The sequence below is a fragment of the Fictibacillus aquaticus genome (assembly GCF_002245695.1).
Taxonomy (GTDB): Bacteria; Bacillota; Bacilli; order Bacillales; family Fictibacillaceae; genus Fictibacillus; species Fictibacillus aquaticus.
The window spans coordinates 38075-57117 of sequence record NZ_NOII01000002.1; the positions used below are offsets into that span (position 1 = coordinate 38075).

Genomic DNA, 19043 nt, shown 5'->3' on the forward strand with positions numbered 1-19043 from the left:
CAAGCCTTTGCACAAAAGTTATGAAAAGTATTGAATCTGCATTTACAAAATAAAAAAAACAGGAAAATATCCTGTTTTTCATCATTATCTATCCGGATCTTTAGGGTGCAGCACAACGGGGCGCCTGTTTTTCAGCGGGATCGGCGAACGTACGATTACATCGCGCAATGCTCTGTAGTTGAACGGGATGAACGGCCACAAATAAGGGATATGAAAAGACTTGAATGTTGTAAAAAAAATAATGAGCAGTGCAGAGCCGGCCACATACCCCGGCACCCCCAGCAGAGCAGTTATAAGCAAAAGGACAAGCCTGACTATACGGTTCGCTAGACTCAATTCATAAGTTGGCGTCGCAAAAGTACCGATCGCAGCAATGGCGATATACAATATGACCTCGTTTATGAACATCCCTACTTCAACCGCTACTGAGCCGATTAAAATGGCAGCCACAAGTCCGAGAGCAGTTGAAACGGCTGACGGCGTATGGATGGTCGCCATACGGAGCATATCCATTCCAAGTTCAATAAGGATGAATTGTATCAGCAGCGGAATCGCCGCGTCTTTTTCAGGTCCGATGAACCCAAGCTCAGCAGGCAAAAGCCCTTGATTAACAGCAAGCAAGTACCACAGTGGGAGCAAGAAAATCGAAACCCATACGGCAAGAAAACGTACAAGCCGTAAATAAGCGCCTACGACCGGCTTCTGCCTGTATTCTTCTGCATGCTGAAGGTGATGCCAGAACGTCGTCGGTGTGATCAGGACGGCTGGGGATCCATCAACATAAACGAGTACATGCCCTTCTAACAGATGGACTGCAGCCGTATCTGGCCTCTCTGTGTAACGTACGAGCGGATAGGGGTTCCAATGCTGTCCGCATACAAACTCTTCCACCGTTTTCTCTCCCATCGGCAGCCCGTCTGTATCAATTCTTTTCAGTGCTTCTTTGATTTCTTTCACGATATGCGGATCGGCAATATCCTCGATGTATGAAACACAGACATCCGTTTTTGATCGCCGGCCGATGCTCATGTATTCCATACGCAGCGATCTGTCACGCACTCTTCTTCTCGTCAATGCTGTGTTGAAAATAATCGTTTCAACAAATCCGTCTCTAGCTCCGCGCACTACCCTCTCCACGTCTGGCTCTTCCGGCCCCCTGACAGGATACGTTCTCGCGTCGATGGAAATGATTGCATCCACCCCTTCCGCGAGAAGGATCGCCGGGCCGCTCAGCACCCAGTCCACTCCTTGGTTTAAATCTTCTGACTTTCCGACCTCTATATACGGTATATGTGTTTTCAGCAGTTTCATGAGCGGATCAGGATCTAGATCAGACGGCTCAAGCTGCGAAAGTAGTTTCATAAGATAGTGCAGGATATCGTCTTTTACGAATCCGTCAATCATAAAAAACGCCATGCGGCGCCCGGCGTATTCCAGATCCAGATAAAGGCAGTCAAAACTAATATCAATTCCAAGCTGTTTTTTTAAATATGCGACGTTTTCATCAAACGACCGTGACATATGCTTCTTCTTAGGATAATAACTCAAACAAATCCCTCCTGTTATCATCCTTGTCGAAGAACCATTAAAACATACATGATGAGATTCAATCGTTAAGTTTACTATAATCTTATTATGTATATTGACACTTAGTATATTGCATTCATTTGACAGCTCACATACAGCACACCTATGTCTGTTTGCCAGTTGTAAAGAAGCCATAAAAAAAAAACCCGCGTATCGCGGGTTTAGGACATATCTGACTGTAAATACACATACAGCAGGTTTGCTGTGTGCAGCAATGAAGTGCGGTGAGTCCGTTCAAATGCGTGAGAGGCATCGATGCCCGGTCCGATCAGCCCATGAACGATATCATATCCTGCCTTTATTGCTGCCGAAGCATCTGAAGAATAATACGGATAAATATCGATTTTGTATTTTATGCTGTTTTCTTCAGCCAGCTGAACAAGCTTGTTTCGGAGTCCAAGATGATACGGCCCGCTTGAGTCTTTCGCACAGATGGAAACGGTAAATTCGTCTGTCTCCTGACCGTCTCCGATCGCTCCCATGTCAACTGCTAAGTATTCCACCGTCTGCTCTGGAATGTTTGAATTCCCGCCATAGCCGATTTCTTCATTATTGCTGATCAGGAAATGGGTCGTGTAAGGCAGCTGGACGTTTTCATCTTTTACTTTTTCAATAATATGCATAAGAATCGCTACACTCGCCTTATCGTCAAGATGGCGCGATTTAATGAAACCATTTTCCGTTTCTTCAAAGCGAGGGGAAAATGAGACGAAATCGCCGACTGAAATTCCTGCACTGAGAGCATCCTCTTTTGATCGGAATACCCCATCAACCCGTACTTCCATATGTTTTTCATCGCGCTTCAGCTCGTTCATCCCTTTATAAACATGACCTGCTGTTTCGTGCATCAAAACGGTACCCGAAATCGTTTTGCCCGAAGCGGTGTGAATCGTGCAATATTCTCCTTCCACAGTGTTCCAGTAATAGCCGCCGATCATTGAAAGGCTCAGTCTCCCGCTGGATTTTACTTCCTTCACCATCGCGCCGAGAGTGTCCACATGAGCAGTCAGCATACGGTGGCGGCTGTCGTTTTTTCCCTTAATGGTCGCAATGATCGCACCTTTGTTTGTGACAGTATACGCCACCCCGTTCTTCTCAAAAAATTCCTTCATGAAAGTAATCGCTTTTTCGGCAAAACCTGATGGGCTCGGAATATGTACTAGCTCTTTTAAATGATCCACTATCTTCTGTCCGTCTGTGATAGCTGACATCAATTTCTCCCCCTTTATTTCATCATATATCCACGTTCATTATACAGGATTTCACATAATAAAGCAGGCTTCTGCCATCTCTGCAGTTACAGCCGTAACACCGCCCTGAGAAGAGTTCAGCCAGATTGTTTTCCAGCCGGCTGCTGCTGCGGGAGCAACATCCTGTTCGTAAGAATTTCCAACATACACCAAGTTGCTGAAACCCGTTTTTTCTTGGACAAAGTGAAAATAACGTATATCAGGCTTCTCGAATCCAGTTTCTTCTGAAATAAATAGCAGAGATTCATCCACTTTTACAGGGAGGACTTTCAGTTTTGACCGCTGAACTCTGGAAAACCCATTGCTGATGATTCCCCAGGCAATGTCTCTTTCAAAAAAATAAGACAAAAGCTTGCTGACCCAAGAAAAAGGCACACAAAACCGAGGAATAACCTTTGCGAGGTTTTCGTGAAAAACTTCTGATTCCCCCTTTCCGGCTGCCAAGCCAAGATCGGTCAGCGCCTGCTCATATCTCATTTTCTGATACAACGTGCGGCAGACTTTTCCGTTCTCTAAGAGCTTCCAGTATTCATCACAGTAAAATTTAAACTTCCTGAACCATTTCCGAACGTCACATTCAGGATGCATCTGAGTAAAAATAAAGAAAGAAGCCTGCTCGAAAGCGGCTTCGTAATCAATCAATGTGTCGTCGAGGTCGAAGAAAAAGCATGTGTTATTATTCAAAGATATCATCCATCACCTTGGAACGGACTCCCGGAAATGACATCGCACTTCCGACTGCAAAACGCCTCAATGCAGGAACACCTAGCATCATGTTCATCAGCCGGTATCGGTACTTATATAAACTCATGCCAGCTGCAAGAAGAAATAAGACTTTAATCATAAAACGAATCATACGTACATGCCCCTTTCTTTTTCATACTTTTCGCTATCCTGCGTTTATTTATTCATAACAGCAGAGCTGTCAGTGCGGCTGCAAGACATGCTGAGAAAAAAGAAGAAAGAAAATTGACCATATTATTCGTCATCCACACAGCACCTCGAGTCGTTACAGTCTTCTCACCGCAATGCAACTCTGATTCTGTTTGTATTCCGCATCTGCGGCATTGGCATGCCGGTTCAACCCATGCGCCGAAGATAGTGTCTGCAAAACAGCCAGCAACTGCACTGGCTGCTATAATCGCAGCAACTGCCAAAGAGATCTCGTTGTAAAGCAGAAAAGCTGCCACTGCAATACAAATCGCTCCTGCTGCTGATGCAGTCGACCCAAGCCATGATACCGCCCCTGAAAGGCCAGGCTCTACTTTTTTGCGCAGCTTAAGATGATAAGGCTTCTCTTTTGACAAAAAACCGAGTTCAGAAGCCCACGTATCTGCTGCTGCTTCTGCGAAAGAAGCAGCAAACGCAGCAAGCCATACAGGCGAAGGCATAAAAAGATGGACGGCTGCCGCGGCGAGGCCTGCTCCTCCATTTGCCAAAACCTGTCCTGCTGTTCTTCCTCCTGATTCGTGGCGCAGCACCTCAGACGCAATTTTTCTTCGTTTTCCGAACTTTGTCCAAATGACAGATGAGGCGAAGAAAGCTCCGATCAGTACAAGCGCATGCCAGTCAAAGGCAGCATAAGCTGTGATGCCGAGCACAAAGGCCGCTGATGATCCTCCAGCTGTAAGAAGTTTTAACCGATAAACAATAAAACAAAATAAGGCGATCGCTGCCCCAGCTGCGAATACAGCCATTATCTTTCGATCCAGCCATTCTCTGTCAGAATCGCAGCGACCGGTATATCAAAAGGTTCTGTAGGAAGTGATTCCTCGACTTGAAATGAAAAGGCCATCGCTGCGGTTTTATTTTTAAAATGTTCTAGATAGCGGTCATAATAACCTCCGCCATAGCCGATCCTGTACCCATCGCGGCTGAAAACGAGACCAGGAACGAACATCAAGTCTACTTCTGATCTGTCCACTTCATACGTCAGCGACTCAATTGGTTCGCAAAGGTCCATATAAACAATTTCGAGTTCATCAAATGATGTGATCGAACGGAATTGCATGCTTCTAGAAATCGGATCACATTTTGGAACCGATACATTTTTCCCTTCGATCCAAGCTCTTTCTATGACCGGCCTGGTCGGCAGTTCGAATTCACGCGAAACCGTAATAGCGATGCTTTTTGCTCGGTTCCATATCTGCGACTCAAAAAGCTCACGATGAACAGCTGATGATGCACGGTTCCGTTCGTCTTGATCCATCGCCTGCAGTTTCTGCTTCATTAGTCTGCGCCATTCCTTTTTATCCAAGATGCAGTCCTCCCTATTTGTCTCTATACAAGACAGTATATAGGAAAAGTAACTCTAAAAAAATCACGTGCTGAAATAGCTTCCGTTCAGCGCCTGGATATACCGTTCTGCAGAGCACTGCACTCTTTCATCTGCATTTTCTTCAATGATTCTTAAAAATGCATTGTATAGCCTGCCAAACGGATAAGGCTTTATTTTCTCTGCCATGCGTTTTACGGTCGCAGCCGGCAGCGGAATCATGTTCGGGTAGCTGTACATAAAACTCACATGTTTACGGTCAGCGGCAACAGTAATGATGTCTCCGCTGAGCAATATTCCCGCTCCGCTGTCACCGCCGCGCCAGTGCAGCACAGAACCGCCTTTAAAATGACCGCCAAGCCGGATGAGAGTCAGCCCGTCTGCAATCTCCAGTTTCTCTCCGCCCCAGAACACGATCCGGCTGCTTCCCCTCGTCACCCACTCTTTGTCGTCTTCATGGATATAAAGAGGTACCTCAAACCTTTCTGCCCATTCTGCCTGTGAGGAATAATAATGAGGATGCGACAGTGCAATACCGTTAATTCCACCAAGATCCTTCAGTGCTGATACCGTTTCTTCATCGATATATGTAATACAGTCCCAAAGCAAGCTGAACCCATTCACCTGCACTAAATAAGCCGACTGCCCGATAGCGAATTCAGGCGTGGTCGTGATGCTGAACAAACCATCTTCATGAGACATTATTTTATTCTGATACTTCCCGCTCATTGTCATGGTCAAGAGATCTGTCCATTCCTGTCCATCGCGTCCAACGTACTGTCTCTCGTCTTCACAAATGATACATCTGTCTGGAGCTGTAACCGTTCGTTCATACTGCACACCGCAAGTCGCACAAATGAAATTTTTCATGCTGATGATCTCCCCTTTTTTGAAATTTATGGACTCAGAGAAGTGGTTAATCTCCGTTTCAGGCGCACGCTTTCCGCGGGGCGGGCGGTGAGCCCTCTCGTCGCAACGCGCCATTGAGAGGTCTCACCTTCCCGCTCGTCCCGCAGGAGTCGGCGCCTTACACTCCGATTAACTTTCTCAATGATGGATTCAAGACGCGTAAGCGCATGTGATAAAAGTGCCAGCCAAACAATTGAATCTAAAATCGAAATATTCAACATGGATTTTGCGTTGATGCTTCCACTTCAGTAACAACTTCGCTGAAATTCCTAAAAAAAAACGAACCGTTCAAAAGCAACAATCTTTTAGAAAAGAGCCCTTTTCTTTTATTCTATCTGTTTTAACTGTTTTTTGACCTCGGTCATACTCCTGAAATGTTGTACGACTTTAGGAGGATAATTGTTAACGAAAACAGAATGAATGAGTATACGTGAAATTTGGGAGGCGGCATGAAAATCGAAGTAGTAAAGACATTTGACGAGCAGCACAAGCAGATTGGAACTGCTACTAGAGAAGATGTTCATAAGCTCGGTCTCTGGCATGAAGCTTTCCATTGCTGGCTAGTGGAAGAAGTGGCCGGTACAGCATACATTTATCTGCAAATTCGCAGTGAGAATAAGAAAGATTTTCCCGGGCTTCTGGATATCTCTGCAGCTGGCCATCTGACCGCTGATGAATCGGCAGCTGACGGGGTCAGGGAATTAAAAGAAGAACTCGGCCTATCAGTGATTTATGATGATCTCGTGAATTTAGGGATATTTACGTATAACTGCGTTCGGCCAGGGTTTACCGACCGCGAATTTGCACATGTTCACTTGTACGATCTTCCAATTTCTTGGGATGAATTCTTGCTTCCTAACGAAGAAGTCTCTGGAATCGTCAAGACGAAATATCAAGATTTTTATGATTTATGGCTGGACAGAGTTGCTGCGATACATGTTGAAGGATTTATGTTTGATGCAGCCGGAAAAAGAATCTGCATTGACAAAATGGCTCTTAGAAACGAATTCGCTCCTCACGATGCTAGCTTCTACATCTCAGTCCTTCAGAAAATGGAAGAGCATCTACTGAAAAAAACAAACGAAAGAAGGAATTTTAATGAAAGCGTTTAGAGGCAAAATTAAAGGCTATAACGAGATGAATGTGCCTTACACCCTTTTGTCTAAGAACGAAAATGCCAGCACGCTGGCGATCATGCTTCCTGGTCTTGGTTATACAACAGAAGGTCCATTGTTTCATTATTCAACTGGCATGTTTTTAAATGACGGACACGATGTACTGCAAGTGAATTATCAATACTTTGATGAAGCATACGACGAGTTCAGTGTTGAAGAACTGGACAAGGCGATCGAGTTCGATTCCGAAATCGTTGTCGCCTCTGTCCTTGAAGAGCGTTCCTATGAAAACTTCTATCTCATCGGCAAATCAATCGGCACGATCGCTATGAGTTCATTATTAAAAAAGGATGTCTTTCATGATGCCAAAGCCGTATGGCTGACTCCTCTACTGAATGTCGCAAGTGTGTATCAAGCTATCAAGGAGAGCCCACAAAAAGGTTTGTGCCTCATCGGCAGCCAAGACCGCCACTATTCCGCTGAGAAGTATTATGAGACGGCAAGCAATGAACATATTACATTCCGTTTGATTGAAGGAGCCGACCACAGTCTAGAATATCCTGGAAAAACCTTAGAATCACTCACTCTTTTAAATCAGCTGTTTAAGCATATTGGGGAAACTATAGAGCGGTAAACTTCCGCTCTTTTTTTATTGAAAAGATGCATTTTTCCATTTATTTCATGATATAATATCAATGTGATATCACTTTGATATGAGGGGGATGTAAATGGAAAAGAACGTTTGGAAAATGAATGGATTTCTTGGAACTTTGGCTGCATTGTTGCTCGGTGCTGCAGGTCTTTATTTCGTTTTAAACATACCTGAGAATGGACCTGTATACCTCTTAGCTGCTGCTCTATGTGGTTTATTAGCCCTTTTAATACTGTCTAGCTTAACGATTGTTCCGCCCAATTCCGCAAAGGTCCTAACATTTTTCGGAACTTACGTCGGAGTCATCAGGGATCAAGGCTTCTGGGTGACAGTTCCTTTGACACTCAAGAAAAACGTTTCTCTGCGTGTGTCTAACTTTACGAGTGAAAAATTAAAGGTAAATGATCTGCAGGGAAACCCGATACAGATTGCCGCTGTCGTCGTATATAAAGTCTCGGATTCTGCGAAAGCGATATTTGATGTAGAAGACTATGGAAGGTTCGTTCACATCCAGAGTGAAACAGGAATCCGCCATATTGCCAGCCAATACCCATATGACGTTCATGGCGATGAAGAAACGATGAGCTTGAGGCAGCACAGTGACGAGATCGCTGAACAGCTGGCAAATGACCTGCAGAAACGCCTTAATGTAGCTGGAGTGCAGGTGCTTGAAGCACGTATCATGCACTTAGCGTACTCTTCTGAGATCGCTTCAGCCATGCTGCAGCGCCAGCAGGCTCAGGCTGTACTCTCTGCACGTAAAGTGATCGTTGATGGCGCGGTCGGCTTAGTAAAGTCGGCCATCGAACAGCTTTCAGAAGAAGGCGTTGTAGATCTGGATGAAGAGAAAAAGGCGCAGATGGTCAATAATCTCCTCGTTGCTCTTGTTTCTGAAAAAGGAAGCCAGCCGATCATCAATGCCGGGACCATACATTAAGGATGTGCAGATATGTCAAAGCGCAAGGCTTTTCCGCTCCGGATCAACCCGAAGCTTTATGAAGCTCTTGAAAAATGGGCGGATGACGAACTGCGGAGTGTGAACGCCCAGATCGAAATACTCTTAAAAGAAGCGGCAAAAAAAGCAGGCCGGCTGAAGGAAGATAAACCTGAATAAAGAAAGCATCCGGCTTTTCGGATGCTTTCTTTCATGAATTTTATTGTTCGGTCTTTTACATACTGAGTAAGAAGTTGTATTGTATAGGAGAACCTTTTTTCAAATAAATCGCTGGAGGTGAACGCCGTCTGTCTGAAGAATAGACAGCGGCAAGAAAATGAGTATACATATTAATGCAAAACAAGGAGACATCGCAGAAACCATCCTGCTCCCGGGTGACCCGCTGCGTGCAAAATACATTGCAGAAACATTTTTAGAAGATGTAACTTGCTACAATGAAGTACGTGGAATGCTCGGCTTTACAGGAACATATAAAGGTAAGCGTGTTTCAGTTCAAGGAACAGGCATGGGCGTGCCATCGATCTCGATCTATGTTAACGAGCTGATGAACGAGTATGGCGTTAAAAATTTAATCCGTGTCGGGACATGCGGAGCGATTCAGAAAGATGTAAAGGTCCGTGATGTGATCATCGCTATGACCGCTTGTACTGACTCGCGAATGAACCACCTGACATTCCCTGGATTCGATTTTGCACCTTGTGCTGATTTTGACCTCTTGAAAAAGGCTTATGAAGCTGGTCTTGAAAAAGGATTAAGCGTCCGTGTCGGCAACGTGCTGACGGCAGATGTGTTTTACCGTGAAAGCATGGAACCGGTCAAGAAACTTGGGGAATACGGCGTACTTGCCGTTGAGATGGAAACAACAGCATTATACACTCTTGCTGCAAAATATGGCCGAAACGCACTTTCTATCCTTACGGTGAGCGATCATATTTTCACCGGTGAAGAAACAACGGCTGAAGAACGCCAGACTACTTTCAACGACATGATTGTGATGGCATTGGAAGCTGCTATTCAATAGCCTCCTATTACTGTACTGAAAAACCCGCTGTCAACTGACAGCGGGTTTTTCATCTATACGAATAAAAATCAGTTTCTGATCCGCTCATAAACCGTGCTGTCACATATAACAAACAGGCGGGATCCGGCAGGGATTGTCTCGTTCAACTTGTTGTTCACAGCCTTTTTTTGTGTATCCCACACAAGAATCGCCCCTTCTTCCATTAACGCTAAAAAGGCTTCACGGTAGGTCTTCCATTCTGGCCGGCTCGTAACCTCATATAAGTTCTCGCCTTCTTTTTTGCTCATCAGCTCATAAAAGAATTCACTCGAACCGTTATGAAGCAATGCCTGTGCCATCAGACGCGACACACTGTCTGTGGACAATACTGGTTCGTTCACTTTGGCGTGTTTAAATTTGGCTAAATGTGTCTCTTTCATTATTTCCACAATCGTATAAATAGATTGATTATGGAGGCTGGACATGCTCTCAACGGCTGAAGCGATCAGCAATGACTTTCCGTCTGCAGCCAGAGCATCCATCTTTTCATCAGAGAAAATCGACACTGAACGCGACTGAAGTACATTGGCCCTGTGAAGTGTGTCTTCCTCAGATGCATCTCCTTTTATGTAATGAACATTGTGGTGATGAAGAGGAGCCGTCTCTCTTTCATCTATCAGCACGATTTGCGCACCAGACTCTGCTTCTAATATTTCCTCAATCGCTGTTTCTGTCTTTTTTGACCAGCCTATCAGTACATAATGCCCTGATCCTTTGAAATTCAACTTACCTTCCTCCCTTAGCCTTCTAAACGAAGTGATCACATCAAACAGCTTTGCTACAAATAATGCTACCGTTCCGTATCCGATTGGATAGACGAACAGCATAAAAAACATGCGCCCTTCAAACGTTTTTGGCGAAAGGTCGCCGTAACCGACAGTGTAAACCGTTGTCATGACAAGCCATGCCGCATCTGACGGCTTCTCAAATGTTTCGGGTTCAATCGCATAAATGATAATAGAACTTAAAATGATGACAGATAGTGCTGACAATACAATCGCGCCGAAGTTCAAACGCGAAATTCTTGCCCAAAACCTGAATACAAACCACATGTCGCTTTTTCCCCTCCTTTTTACTTTTCTTCATCTTAACAGAGTAAAAAGGAAAGAAGGGAAATATTTGAAGAAAAAATGAAAAGGAGATTTCAATAGAAACCTCCTTTTAACCAGCTGTTCTTATTTTATTTTCGATGACAAAAAATTTTCAAGTTCTGAAGCTTGCGGATAAGATGTTTGAGTTCCGCGCATCGTAACGCTTAATGCCGCAAAAGCTGATGCCATCTTCATAGCCTCCAGCACGTTCCCATCCTTTACGAGGAAATGCGCGAAGCAGCCGATAAAGGCATCTCCGGCTCCCGTCGTATCCACCGCGTTTACTGTATGTGAAGGAACGGTTTGAATGCTTTCCTTTGTCACCCACATCACACCGCGGCTCCCCATCGTCACAATCACATTCTTCACACCTTTATGAACAAGGGACCTGGCCGCTTCGGCGATCTGATCTTCTGTTTCAACAGGCATATCAGTCAAGATTTCAAGCTCAGATTCATTTGGGATAAAATAGTCGCTCTTGCAGACATAATCAAAGTCTAAATCTTTAGTTGCAGGTGCCGGGTTTAAGATGACAGGAATCTTGTGTTCGTTTCCAAATTCAATCGAACGGTACACGGTTTCAAGCGGCACTTCAAGCTGCAGAACAATACTCGAACATTGTTTTAATTTTTCTGAAGCCTGATCTACATCCTCTGGCTTAAGATGCTTGTTTGCGCCTTTAATGATTAAAATGCGGTTCTTCGATTCAGGATCAACGAATATGGGAGCAACGCCGCTCGAAGTTCCAGGGACATTCACTGCAAATTCTGTATCAATACCATATTTTTCAAGGTTAAGAATCGTATTGTCTGCAAATAAATCATCGCCTACCTTCGTGACCATCATGACATCAGAGCCCATTTTTGCAGCAGCTACAGCCTGGTTAGCTCCTTTCCCGCCGCAGCCGATCTCAAAATCAGGTGCTTCAAGTGTCTCACCTTCTTTCGGCATTCTATCAATATAGGATATAAGATCCACCATGTTGGATCCGATCACTGCGATATCCATGTTGTTTCCTCCTTATTTTTTTCCTGTGATGACAGTAAATGATTTTTTCTCTCCTGCTCCAAGCATGATCAGCGTCCCAGATTTTTCAGCGGCAACAAAGCCTTCTGGCCTGCATGTAGCCGGCAGGACAAATGCTCCCACTTGCTGATCAGGATTGTGCAGGATCCATCTTGTCGCATAATTAAATTCTGCAGTCGCGAATTTAGTAAAGAACACAGTTCCATCAGGCGTGATCATCTCAAATTCAGCTTCGTCTCCATACTTATCCAGTTTATCTGCGAAAAAGACGATTTCAGGGTCATACATTTCAGGCTGATCAAGCTTTTCAAGCATTGTTCCACCCGTTTTCAATGCCTCGTTGAATACGAGCCATTTATCTGTCGGTTTTACATGCTCTGGAATCGATTCCCTAAGTACAAAAGCGCCCTCTGGAATACTCTGCTTGAATGCAGCATTTTCTAAATACGCATAATTGGTATGGCACATGTATTGCAGCGGCATTTGTGTGGAAGCCATGTTCACTACTTCCATATTCAGTTCAATGTACGTTTCAGAATCGAACATCGCGGCAGTTGGCTTTGCATTGTAATGGTGGCCGAACCCTTTTACATATTCGAAAGAACCGCATACTTTAACGCTTCTATCTGTTACTTCGAGCCACGTACGATCCATTTGTGCGCATGGCATTTCACCGTGAAGCGGGTGGTCATCTTCCGGAGATGGGCAGCCATTTCTGACGAGCCCTGAATGGAAAGCAAAACACCCGTATGTGCCGATAATATCATCAGCCTTTTTTGGCTCTTTAAACATATTTTTCATTTTTAAATCGACACCGTCAAACTCAAGATCCCATACCATCTGACCATAATATGGGAGAACGACCATTCTTCCGCGAGAATTTTTGATCTCCGCCCCTTCAATACCGCTCGAATATTTAAACAGGGTGACTGTGAACTCTTCATTTTGAAAAAACACTCTTTTATTTTCATGAAAATATTCTCTCTGAAGATGTATTCTGCTTGTCATGTAAACATCCTTTCTTATAATGGCAGACAGGAGGCTGAATCTTCCCGCCTGCCCAATTTTTTTACAATGCTTCTTTATTCACTGCTCCATGCACGTCATGCACTTGTCTGTCCTGTGTTTTCATCTCTTTGAAAAAGTAATAAGCGATATAGACGAAGCATGCTGCCGGAACGATAAACGCTGTCTGAAGAGACCCGAGCATATCCGACACAACTCCATGCACTGCTGGAATAACTGCCCCTCCAATGATGGACATCACGAGAATCGCTCCGGCCATCTCGGTATATTTTTTATCTTTGACGGTTTCAAGTGTTTCTGCATAAATCGTCGGCCAGCATGGTCCAAGAAGGACACTGATAGCGATCGCTCCATATACTGCAGTGATATTTGGTACAAATGAAACGTACAGAAGTGTAATTGTTCCGATTATCGAGTAGACGAACAAAACTTTAGACGGCGAATAGCGCGTCATCAAGAAGTTGGCGATGAATTTCCCTATAAAGTAAGCGATAAAGCTGTAAACCATGAAATTGGATGCAGTGCGTTCGTCCAAAGAGCTGTCCAAGTTCAATGCTAGGCGGATAGTGAATGACCAGATTGTGACCTGCATTCCCACGTAAAGGAACTGTGCTGCGATCCCTTTTCGGTACCGTGCATTAGAAGCCAGATGCTTCAGTGTATCCAGAGCACCGGGCGGCTTTTCCTTTGCCCCTGTGCTGTCGAGCGGCTTACAGGAAGGAAACTTCGTGATGATAAATAAAATCAGAACTGCTACTAGTACAAAGATCATGTATTTATATGGCTGTAAAGTATGCTGCAGCATCTCAAGACCGAATGCTTTCGCTTCATCAGGCGACATGCTTGCCATCTTCGCCTCGATATTGACTCCTTCTTGAAAAACAAGGTACTTTCCTAGCAAAATGCCGGAAATTGCACCGATCGGGTGGAACGTCTGGCTGATGTTCAGCCTTAAAATAGAATACTTCCGCGGCCCGATCATCGAGCTGTACGTATTCGCCGCCGTTTCTAAAAAACCAAGTCCTATCGCAATTGAAAAAAGAGCGAACAAGAACATCGTGTATGTCGCAATATGGGAAGCTGGGAAAAATAATGAGCACCCTGCAATATAAAAGATGAGACCAATGATAATGCCGAATTTGTAAGTTGTCTTCCTTATCACGATCGAAGCAGGAATGGCAATAAGAAAATATCCTCCATAAAACGCGCTTTGAACGAGCGCGCTTGCAAAGTCACTCAGTTCAAAAACATGCTTGAACTGCGTGATTAAAATATCATTCAAACTTGCTGCAGCAGCCCATAACGGAAAAAGAAAAGATAATAAGATAAACTGAAAAATAGGTGTTTTGTTTAAATAGCCATCCTGCAGCTGGGTAATATTTTTCATAATTTTCATCTCCTTTAATTAAAGCGCTTCCGGAATTAGTTTCAGAATATTTAGAAATGTAAACGTTTAGATAATTAGACGCAGTAGTGCAGACTCATATCAGCCTGCAAGAATCCCTGATTTTCAATTCTGGCGATAAAATATACTCTCGCTTCGGTAAGTCATCTTTGACCGACATGCGCTCGTGCAGCAGCTGAAAAGCGAGCTCTCCAAGCAGATTCATAGGACGTGACACAACAGTCAGTTTCGGGTTTACCAATGTAGCGATATCGATATCATCGAACCCGATGAACGAGACCTCATTCCCAAGCTTCCAGTTCAGATCCTGCATCGCTTTTATGCATCCTAAACTCATCAAGTTATTGGATGAAAAGATAGCAGTCGGCCGCTCATCTAATAAAAACAAGTCCCTTGTACCTTTGTATCCGCTGCTTTCCTGAAAGTTCCCTTTAATAATATACCTTTCATCTGCCATGATATTGTGGTCATTCAGTGCCCTCTTGTATCCTTTCAGCCGCCTGTAAGCCGGTGTTGTCTCGAGCGGTCCGCAGATGATGGCTATTTTTTCATGGCCTTCAGAAATTAAGTGGCTGACAGCTTCATATGTTCCTTTTTCATTATCCACCAATACGGTGTCTGCCTCTAATTGCTTGATACTGCGGTCGACAGCTACTATCGGAATCCCCTGCACCTGAAGCACCTTTAAATGGTCACTGTTCTCATTAGCCGTTGTGATGATGACACCATCTACACCCCGCTCGATGAAGTTCTTGACGATGTTTTCTTCCATAGCCTGTGATTCGTTCGTGCTGCTGAGAATAGTAAAATATCCTTTCTCACGGGCTTTTTGCTCAATTCCTGCCATCACGATCGGAAAAAAAGGGTTCTTGATATCAGGCACGATGACACCGACCGTCTTTGTTTCCTTCTTCTTCATTGTTCTTGCCGCCGCATTCCGGATATACCCAAGTTCATCTATAGCCTTGAGAATCCTATCTTCTGTTTTCTTCCGGACACCTCCCTGGCCGTTTATGACCCGCGACACCGTCGCGATAGAAACATTGGCAAGTCTGGCAACAGCTTGAATATTTGGTTTTGTCTCCATTTCCATGCTCCTAAAATGTAAACGTTTAGATTTTATTCTTGGCTTTTACACTATCATCCCTTTTAACAGATAGCAAGCGTTTTTTGAATACGCTTACAAAATAGTAAAAAGAGCCTCCTAGGAAGGCTCCTGAAAGTTTCTACTTCCCTGACGGCATAGCCTTTTGGGTAAAATATTTAAATCCTGCAACAGATCCTGTTGCATACAGTGCATACTGAACGCCGTGAAGCAATGTCTGGCTGTTCAGCGCTTTTTCATCAATATATGCATACAATATGCCAAGAAAGATGGCTGTGATCGGGATGTAGCGGTTCGGTATCTTTTCTGTTTCGCGAATAGCCGCGATCAAAGCGGATAGTACGGCATACGCCGCAAAAGAAATCATCTATTCAGCCCCTCTCATTTTATTACTCACTATATGAAGGGAAAATGAAAATAGACGTGCTCTTAAAAAAGTCTCTTTCTAAATGAAGGTTGCTTTTGAATGCTTTGTTCTATATGGAAGTTCAGCGGTGTTGCATCTAAGGTACAAGTTAAGCTTTAATGCCTTTACATGAAGGATGATTCTATCATTCATTAAATTGTTTTGTCGTCACTTAAAATCATTTACTTAGTCAACTTGAATACATCATTGACAAAGTTGATCGGAGTGAAAGGTGCCGACTCCTCGAAAATGAAGGTTGCATTTTCTTCGTGCGATGTCTTGCTGCGCTGCCTTCCTTATCCTGCGGGACGAGCGAGAAGCGTGCGCCTGAAACGGAGATCAACTGCTTCTCTGATTTCTTGAAAAACAACATATTTACAAAAACAAAAACCGTCTGAAATCCCTATAGGGGCTTTCAGACGGTTTAGCTTAATTACTTCGTTTCACGGTGGACCATTGGACAAGATTTTTCTGTCTATCAGCTTTTAACGCTATTCACGAAAACCCTTATGAAATCAGGGTTTTCATAGTTTGGCAGCCCCTCCTTTTTCTTGTGTTTTATTCTTTTTCATTTTATTGCGTGGTCATTTGTGTGGTCATGTGGTCATTTAAGCTCCGATGGCTATTGATGACAACTGCTTTAAAATCTTAAAGAAGATTGGTGACATCTGAATCAGCAGGTGGGTCATCGCGATCTTACCGACTCCTTCCCAAGTGTCCCCGCTGTCTCTAAAGTAGGACATGAAAATTTTCCATAGAATCATAGCGCTGGCTACTGGGAACGAAATACTGATTAGGATGGAAATCAACGGGTCGAACAGAGTCCCGATGGCTGCAAGCATTTCCCCTCCTACCGCTTTTCCAACTTCATGTGCTCCTTTCTGCATGCCGTCTGTGATAAATCCAGCAGGAATGGGCTGAGAGGCTACTGAGATAATTTCACTGCATTGGCTGACAGGTTCGGCTGCAAACGCTTTTGGTGCAAACGCGAGTGGAATTAATGATCCCGCAGCTGCAGCTTTGAATTTTGTGGTCGCTTTTTTATTCTCTTGCTTATAATCACCACTCATAAAATCTCTGAAACTTATTGTCTCTGTCTTTCTAAAGCCGAACGCTGCCATCTTCTTCACTCTCCTCTTATTTAATGTCGTCGTAAACGAACACGTTGCCTGGCATTCCTGAACAATACTCTGTCAGCTTTTTTTGCCTGTAGTCGTTGCCTGTTACCCAAAGTAAAGCAGGGAAGTAGCCAAAGTCTTTATTCTTTTGAAACATTCTGCTTTCAAACAGCTTTCTGTACTTTTCAATTTTCTTTTTGTTATCTGTCATGGTGTTCTGGTTATCCACCTCAAGAAAGTGCCACTTGCCGCCTTGTCGGAAAAGCGCGTCACAGATCACAGAGCCGCCGATCTTCATCTCGTTCTTCCAGTCAGCTGGCTTTCCAGCAAAAATGTAGAATTGATTACGCATGATGAAGTGCAAGGCTTGAGGTGTTTTCTTACGGACTTTTTCATACCCAATCATTTCGCGGCCTTCTTTGCTAAGATAATAAACGGTGTCACTGCCCTCTCGAAAGGAAGAGAGATAGATGTTCATGTCTTTTAATACACGGTTCGTATTCCTCTTGCTTTTCAATTGATGGAGGACCTGCAGCTGATCTCTAGTGAGATAATGAAGTTTCTTCAAAGAGAGCAAAATCATTTCTTGACGGTGGTTCATCGGCGGCAGCCTCCTCTGTTTTCTCGATGTAATTCTGTAAAATTACTTCATCCATTTCTTTCTCAGTCATCCAAGGTGTCTGCAGAACGGTTCTGACTGACCCTCTTTTGTAGATGGCTCTGCCGGTGATCTCTGGCAGCTGATCGGCTCCTGGTGCGTCTAGGATCACCATGCTCGCGCTTGTGGTATCTACTCGAAAGCATAGCCTGGCATCGGAGTTACGCTTTAATTGCACAGGAACCACGTCAACAGTTGGATGCTGCGTCGCTGTCACGACGCGTATACCTTGTGACCGGCCGAGGCGAGCGATGTTGGAAAGCAGATACTCGCATTCCTCTTTAATCGCCCTCAGCTCTTTTGACACTTCTTTATGGCTGGCAAGCTCGCCGATCTCATCGATGACGATGAAGTGTCGTTCTTTTATGTTGGCAGCAATCACGTCCCTGGCTTTCATCTCCTTTAAACGACCAAGGGTTTTCTTCATCTCTTCCACGACGTTCTGAAGTACTGTCAGCGCATCCTCCGGCTCATCCGCATAATTGACCACTTGCCGGCAATCACGGAACCTGTCAAACTCGATGCCGCCTTTCAGGTCAATCAGCGTGAATCGCACATCTTCTGGATGCTGCTGCATCAAGTGGCTGATCATCATATCAAGGAAAGAAGATTTGCCGCCGCCAGTCGCTCCGCCGACCAGCATGTGATAGATCTTATCGAAGTTATGAAACGTCATGTTCTCTCGGTCCATTCCGATCGGCACGGTCCACCCATGAAGGTTCTCGGAAATCTCCGAATAATTGAAGCTTGATGGAATAGAGTGGTTGTAAACCTTCACATGCAGCGTTCCGTCATACGACAGTTCCACTTGCTTTTGGTGGATCTTCTTTTTCGTCAGCATTTGTTTCATATGAGGGAACGCTTTGAGATTGACCTCCAGCTGACGTCTTTTGTTGTTCAGACCATCTTGAATTGCGCCTATTTTTTTCTCATAGTCCTCGAGGGAATTGCCAAGTGGGATCCGGTAAATGTATTCCGTTCCCCAGCTGTGCCGTCTTTTACGTAGCAGCCTGTTTGTCACAACCCTTCCGTCCTCTTTTTTATTCAATCCACAGTTTGCAAAAATCTTCTGCAGTTTCTGGGCATCGCTCATCCCTCCATCTTTTTGTGCATGAGCATAAACCGCGATCGATCCGAAAAGCAGGGAAGAAGCAACCTCGAAAATCATCAACCACCATCTCCTCTCACCAAGTTCGAACGGATCCTCCTGTGCGCCACCGTCTTTGATAATTCTCAGAGAGAATACCTTCAGCAATCGGGAAGCTTTGCATCCTGTGTTATTTACTGATGCCATGCAGGATGACAAGCTTCCCGCTTGCTATGACATATTGGGCATTCGTCAGGAATTTTGTTCGGGAATAGTAAAGAATATGGGCGGCGGGCTTGTCATTTGTCTGTCCTTAAA

Annotated in this window: 21 protein-coding genes; 5 read left to right on the top strand and 16 right to left on the bottom strand. The window is 44.4% G+C overall.

What is annotated here, in order from left to right:
- Window positions 1-84: 84 nt before the first annotated feature.
- The 7 genes from CGZ90_RS08020 to CGZ90_RS08050 all read right to left on the bottom strand — a co-directional run bounded on the left by CGZ90_RS08020 (window position 85) and on the right by CGZ90_RS08050 (window position 5982).
- Window positions 85-1569 carry a spore germination protein gene (locus CGZ90_RS08020; RefSeq protein ID WP_094251871.1) on the bottom strand — a complete coding sequence of 495 codons (1485 nt, stop codon included), beginning with the start codon at window positions 1567-1569 and terminating at the stop codon, window positions 85-87.
- A gap of 179 nt (window positions 1570-1748) precedes the next feature.
- A complete protein-coding gene (locus CGZ90_RS08025) occupies window positions 1749-2798 on the bottom strand; it encodes a M42 family metallopeptidase (RefSeq protein ID WP_094251872.1) in 1050 nt (349 codons plus the stop codon).
- A gap of 51 nt (window positions 2799-2849) precedes the next feature.
- Window positions 2850-3521: an HAD family hydrolase gene (locus CGZ90_RS08030; protein WP_165766807.1), complete on the bottom strand. Its 672-nt coding sequence runs from the start codon at window positions 3519-3521 to the stop codon at window positions 2850-2852.
- The gene (locus CGZ90_RS08035) at window positions 3514-3693 is read right to left on the bottom strand and encodes a hypothetical protein (RefSeq protein WP_094251874.1); all 180 of its coding nucleotides are present in this window, start codon (window positions 3691-3693) and stop codon (window positions 3514-3516) included. Before CGZ90_RS08035 ends, CGZ90_RS08030 begins: the two co-directional genes overlap by 8 nt.
- Window positions 3694-3745: 52 nt before the next feature.
- Complete coding sequence (locus tag CGZ90_RS08040; protein ID WP_094251875.1) at window positions 3746-4534, bottom strand: DUF92 domain-containing protein; 789 nt, start codon at window positions 4532-4534, stop codon at window positions 3746-3748.
- Window positions 4534-5094 carry a 5-formyltetrahydrofolate cyclo-ligase gene (locus tag CGZ90_RS08045; protein WP_240515389.1) on the bottom strand — a complete coding sequence of 187 codons (561 nt, stop codon included), beginning with the start codon at window positions 5092-5094 and terminating at the stop codon, window positions 4534-4536. The genes CGZ90_RS08040 and CGZ90_RS08045 overlap by 1 nt, the downstream gene beginning before the upstream one ends.
- A gap of 63 nt (window positions 5095-5157) precedes the next feature.
- Window positions 5158-5982, bottom strand: a complete 825-nt coding sequence (locus CGZ90_RS08050) for an MBL fold metallo-hydrolase (RefSeq protein ID WP_094252443.1) — start codon at window positions 5980-5982, stop codon at window positions 5158-5160.
- A 488-nt stretch (window positions 5983-6470) separates the two neighbouring features.
- On the opposite strand from CGZ90_RS08050, the gene CGZ90_RS08055 reads away from it, so the two are divergent.
- From CGZ90_RS08055 to deoD, 5 genes are all read left to right on the top strand, one after another.
- The gene (locus CGZ90_RS08055) at window positions 6471-7133 is read left to right on the top strand and encodes an NUDIX hydrolase (protein WP_094251877.1); all 663 of its coding nucleotides are present in this window, start codon (window positions 6471-6473) and stop codon (window positions 7131-7133) included.
- Window positions 7120-7770, top strand: coding sequence for an alpha/beta hydrolase (locus tag CGZ90_RS08060; RefSeq protein ID WP_094251878.1), 651 nt, complete (start codon window positions 7120-7122; stop codon window positions 7768-7770). Before CGZ90_RS08055 ends, CGZ90_RS08060 begins: the two co-directional genes overlap by 14 nt.
- Window positions 7771-7864: 94 nt before the next feature.
- Window positions 7865-8725: an SPFH domain-containing protein gene (locus tag CGZ90_RS08065; protein ID WP_094251879.1), complete on the top strand. Its 861-nt coding sequence runs from the start codon at window positions 7865-7867 to the stop codon at window positions 8723-8725.
- Between the two features lie 12 nt (window positions 8726-8737).
- Window positions 8738-8902, top strand: coding sequence for a type II toxin-antitoxin system antitoxin (locus CGZ90_RS20680; protein ID WP_165766808.1), 165 nt, complete (start codon window positions 8738-8740; stop codon window positions 8900-8902).
- Between the two features lie 157 nt (window positions 8903-9059).
- A complete protein-coding gene (gene deoD / locus CGZ90_RS08070; protein ID WP_094251880.1) occupies window positions 9060-9764 on the top strand; it encodes a purine-nucleoside phosphorylase in 705 nt (234 codons plus the stop codon).
- Between the two features lie 68 nt (window positions 9765-9832).
- Here deoD and CGZ90_RS08075 read toward each other — a convergent pair whose 3' ends face one another.
- The 9 genes from CGZ90_RS08075 to CGZ90_RS08115 all read right to left on the bottom strand — a co-directional run bounded on the left by CGZ90_RS08075 (window position 9833) and on the right by CGZ90_RS08115 (window position 18932).
- Entirely contained in the window at window positions 9833-10855 is a 1023-nt protein-coding gene (locus CGZ90_RS08075) for a potassium channel family protein (RefSeq protein WP_094251881.1), read from the bottom strand.
- A gap of 123 nt (window positions 10856-10978) precedes the next feature.
- Complete coding sequence (gene rbsK / locus CGZ90_RS08080; RefSeq protein ID WP_094251882.1) at window positions 10979-11902, bottom strand: ribokinase; 924 nt, start codon at window positions 11900-11902, stop codon at window positions 10979-10981.
- 12 nt (window positions 11903-11914) lie between these two features.
- Complete coding sequence (locus CGZ90_RS08085; RefSeq protein WP_094251883.1) at window positions 11915-12928, bottom strand: aldose 1-epimerase family protein; 1014 nt, start codon at window positions 12926-12928, stop codon at window positions 11915-11917.
- 61 nt (window positions 12929-12989) lie between these two features.
- Window positions 12990-14333, bottom strand: a complete 1344-nt coding sequence (fucP, locus tag CGZ90_RS08090; protein WP_338032226.1) for an L-fucose:H+ symporter permease — start codon at window positions 14331-14333, stop codon at window positions 12990-12992.
- A gap of 94 nt (window positions 14334-14427) precedes the next feature.
- Complete coding sequence (locus tag CGZ90_RS08095) at window positions 14428-15438, bottom strand: LacI family DNA-binding transcriptional regulator (protein WP_094251885.1); 1011 nt, start codon at window positions 15436-15438, stop codon at window positions 14428-14430.
- Window positions 15439-15577: 139 nt separating this feature from the next.
- Entirely contained in the window at window positions 15578-15823 is a 246-nt protein-coding gene (locus CGZ90_RS08100; protein ID WP_094251886.1) for a hypothetical protein, read from the bottom strand.
- Window positions 15824-16470: 647 nt separating this feature from the next.
- Window positions 16471-16983, bottom strand: coding sequence for a hypothetical protein (locus CGZ90_RS08105; RefSeq protein ID WP_094251887.1), 513 nt, complete (start codon window positions 16981-16983; stop codon window positions 16471-16473).
- Between the two features lie 16 nt (window positions 16984-16999).
- Window positions 17000-17581: a replication-relaxation family protein gene (locus CGZ90_RS08110; RefSeq protein ID WP_094251888.1), complete on the bottom strand. Its 582-nt coding sequence runs from the start codon at window positions 17579-17581 to the stop codon at window positions 17000-17002.
- Window positions 17523-18932 (bottom strand): FtsK/SpoIIIE domain-containing protein, encoded by a 1410-nt coding sequence (locus CGZ90_RS08115; RefSeq protein WP_094251889.1) that lies wholly within the window; start codon window positions 18930-18932, stop codon window positions 17523-17525. Before CGZ90_RS08115 ends, CGZ90_RS08110 begins: the two co-directional genes overlap by 59 nt.
- Between the last annotated feature and the right edge of the window lie 111 nt (window positions 18933-19043).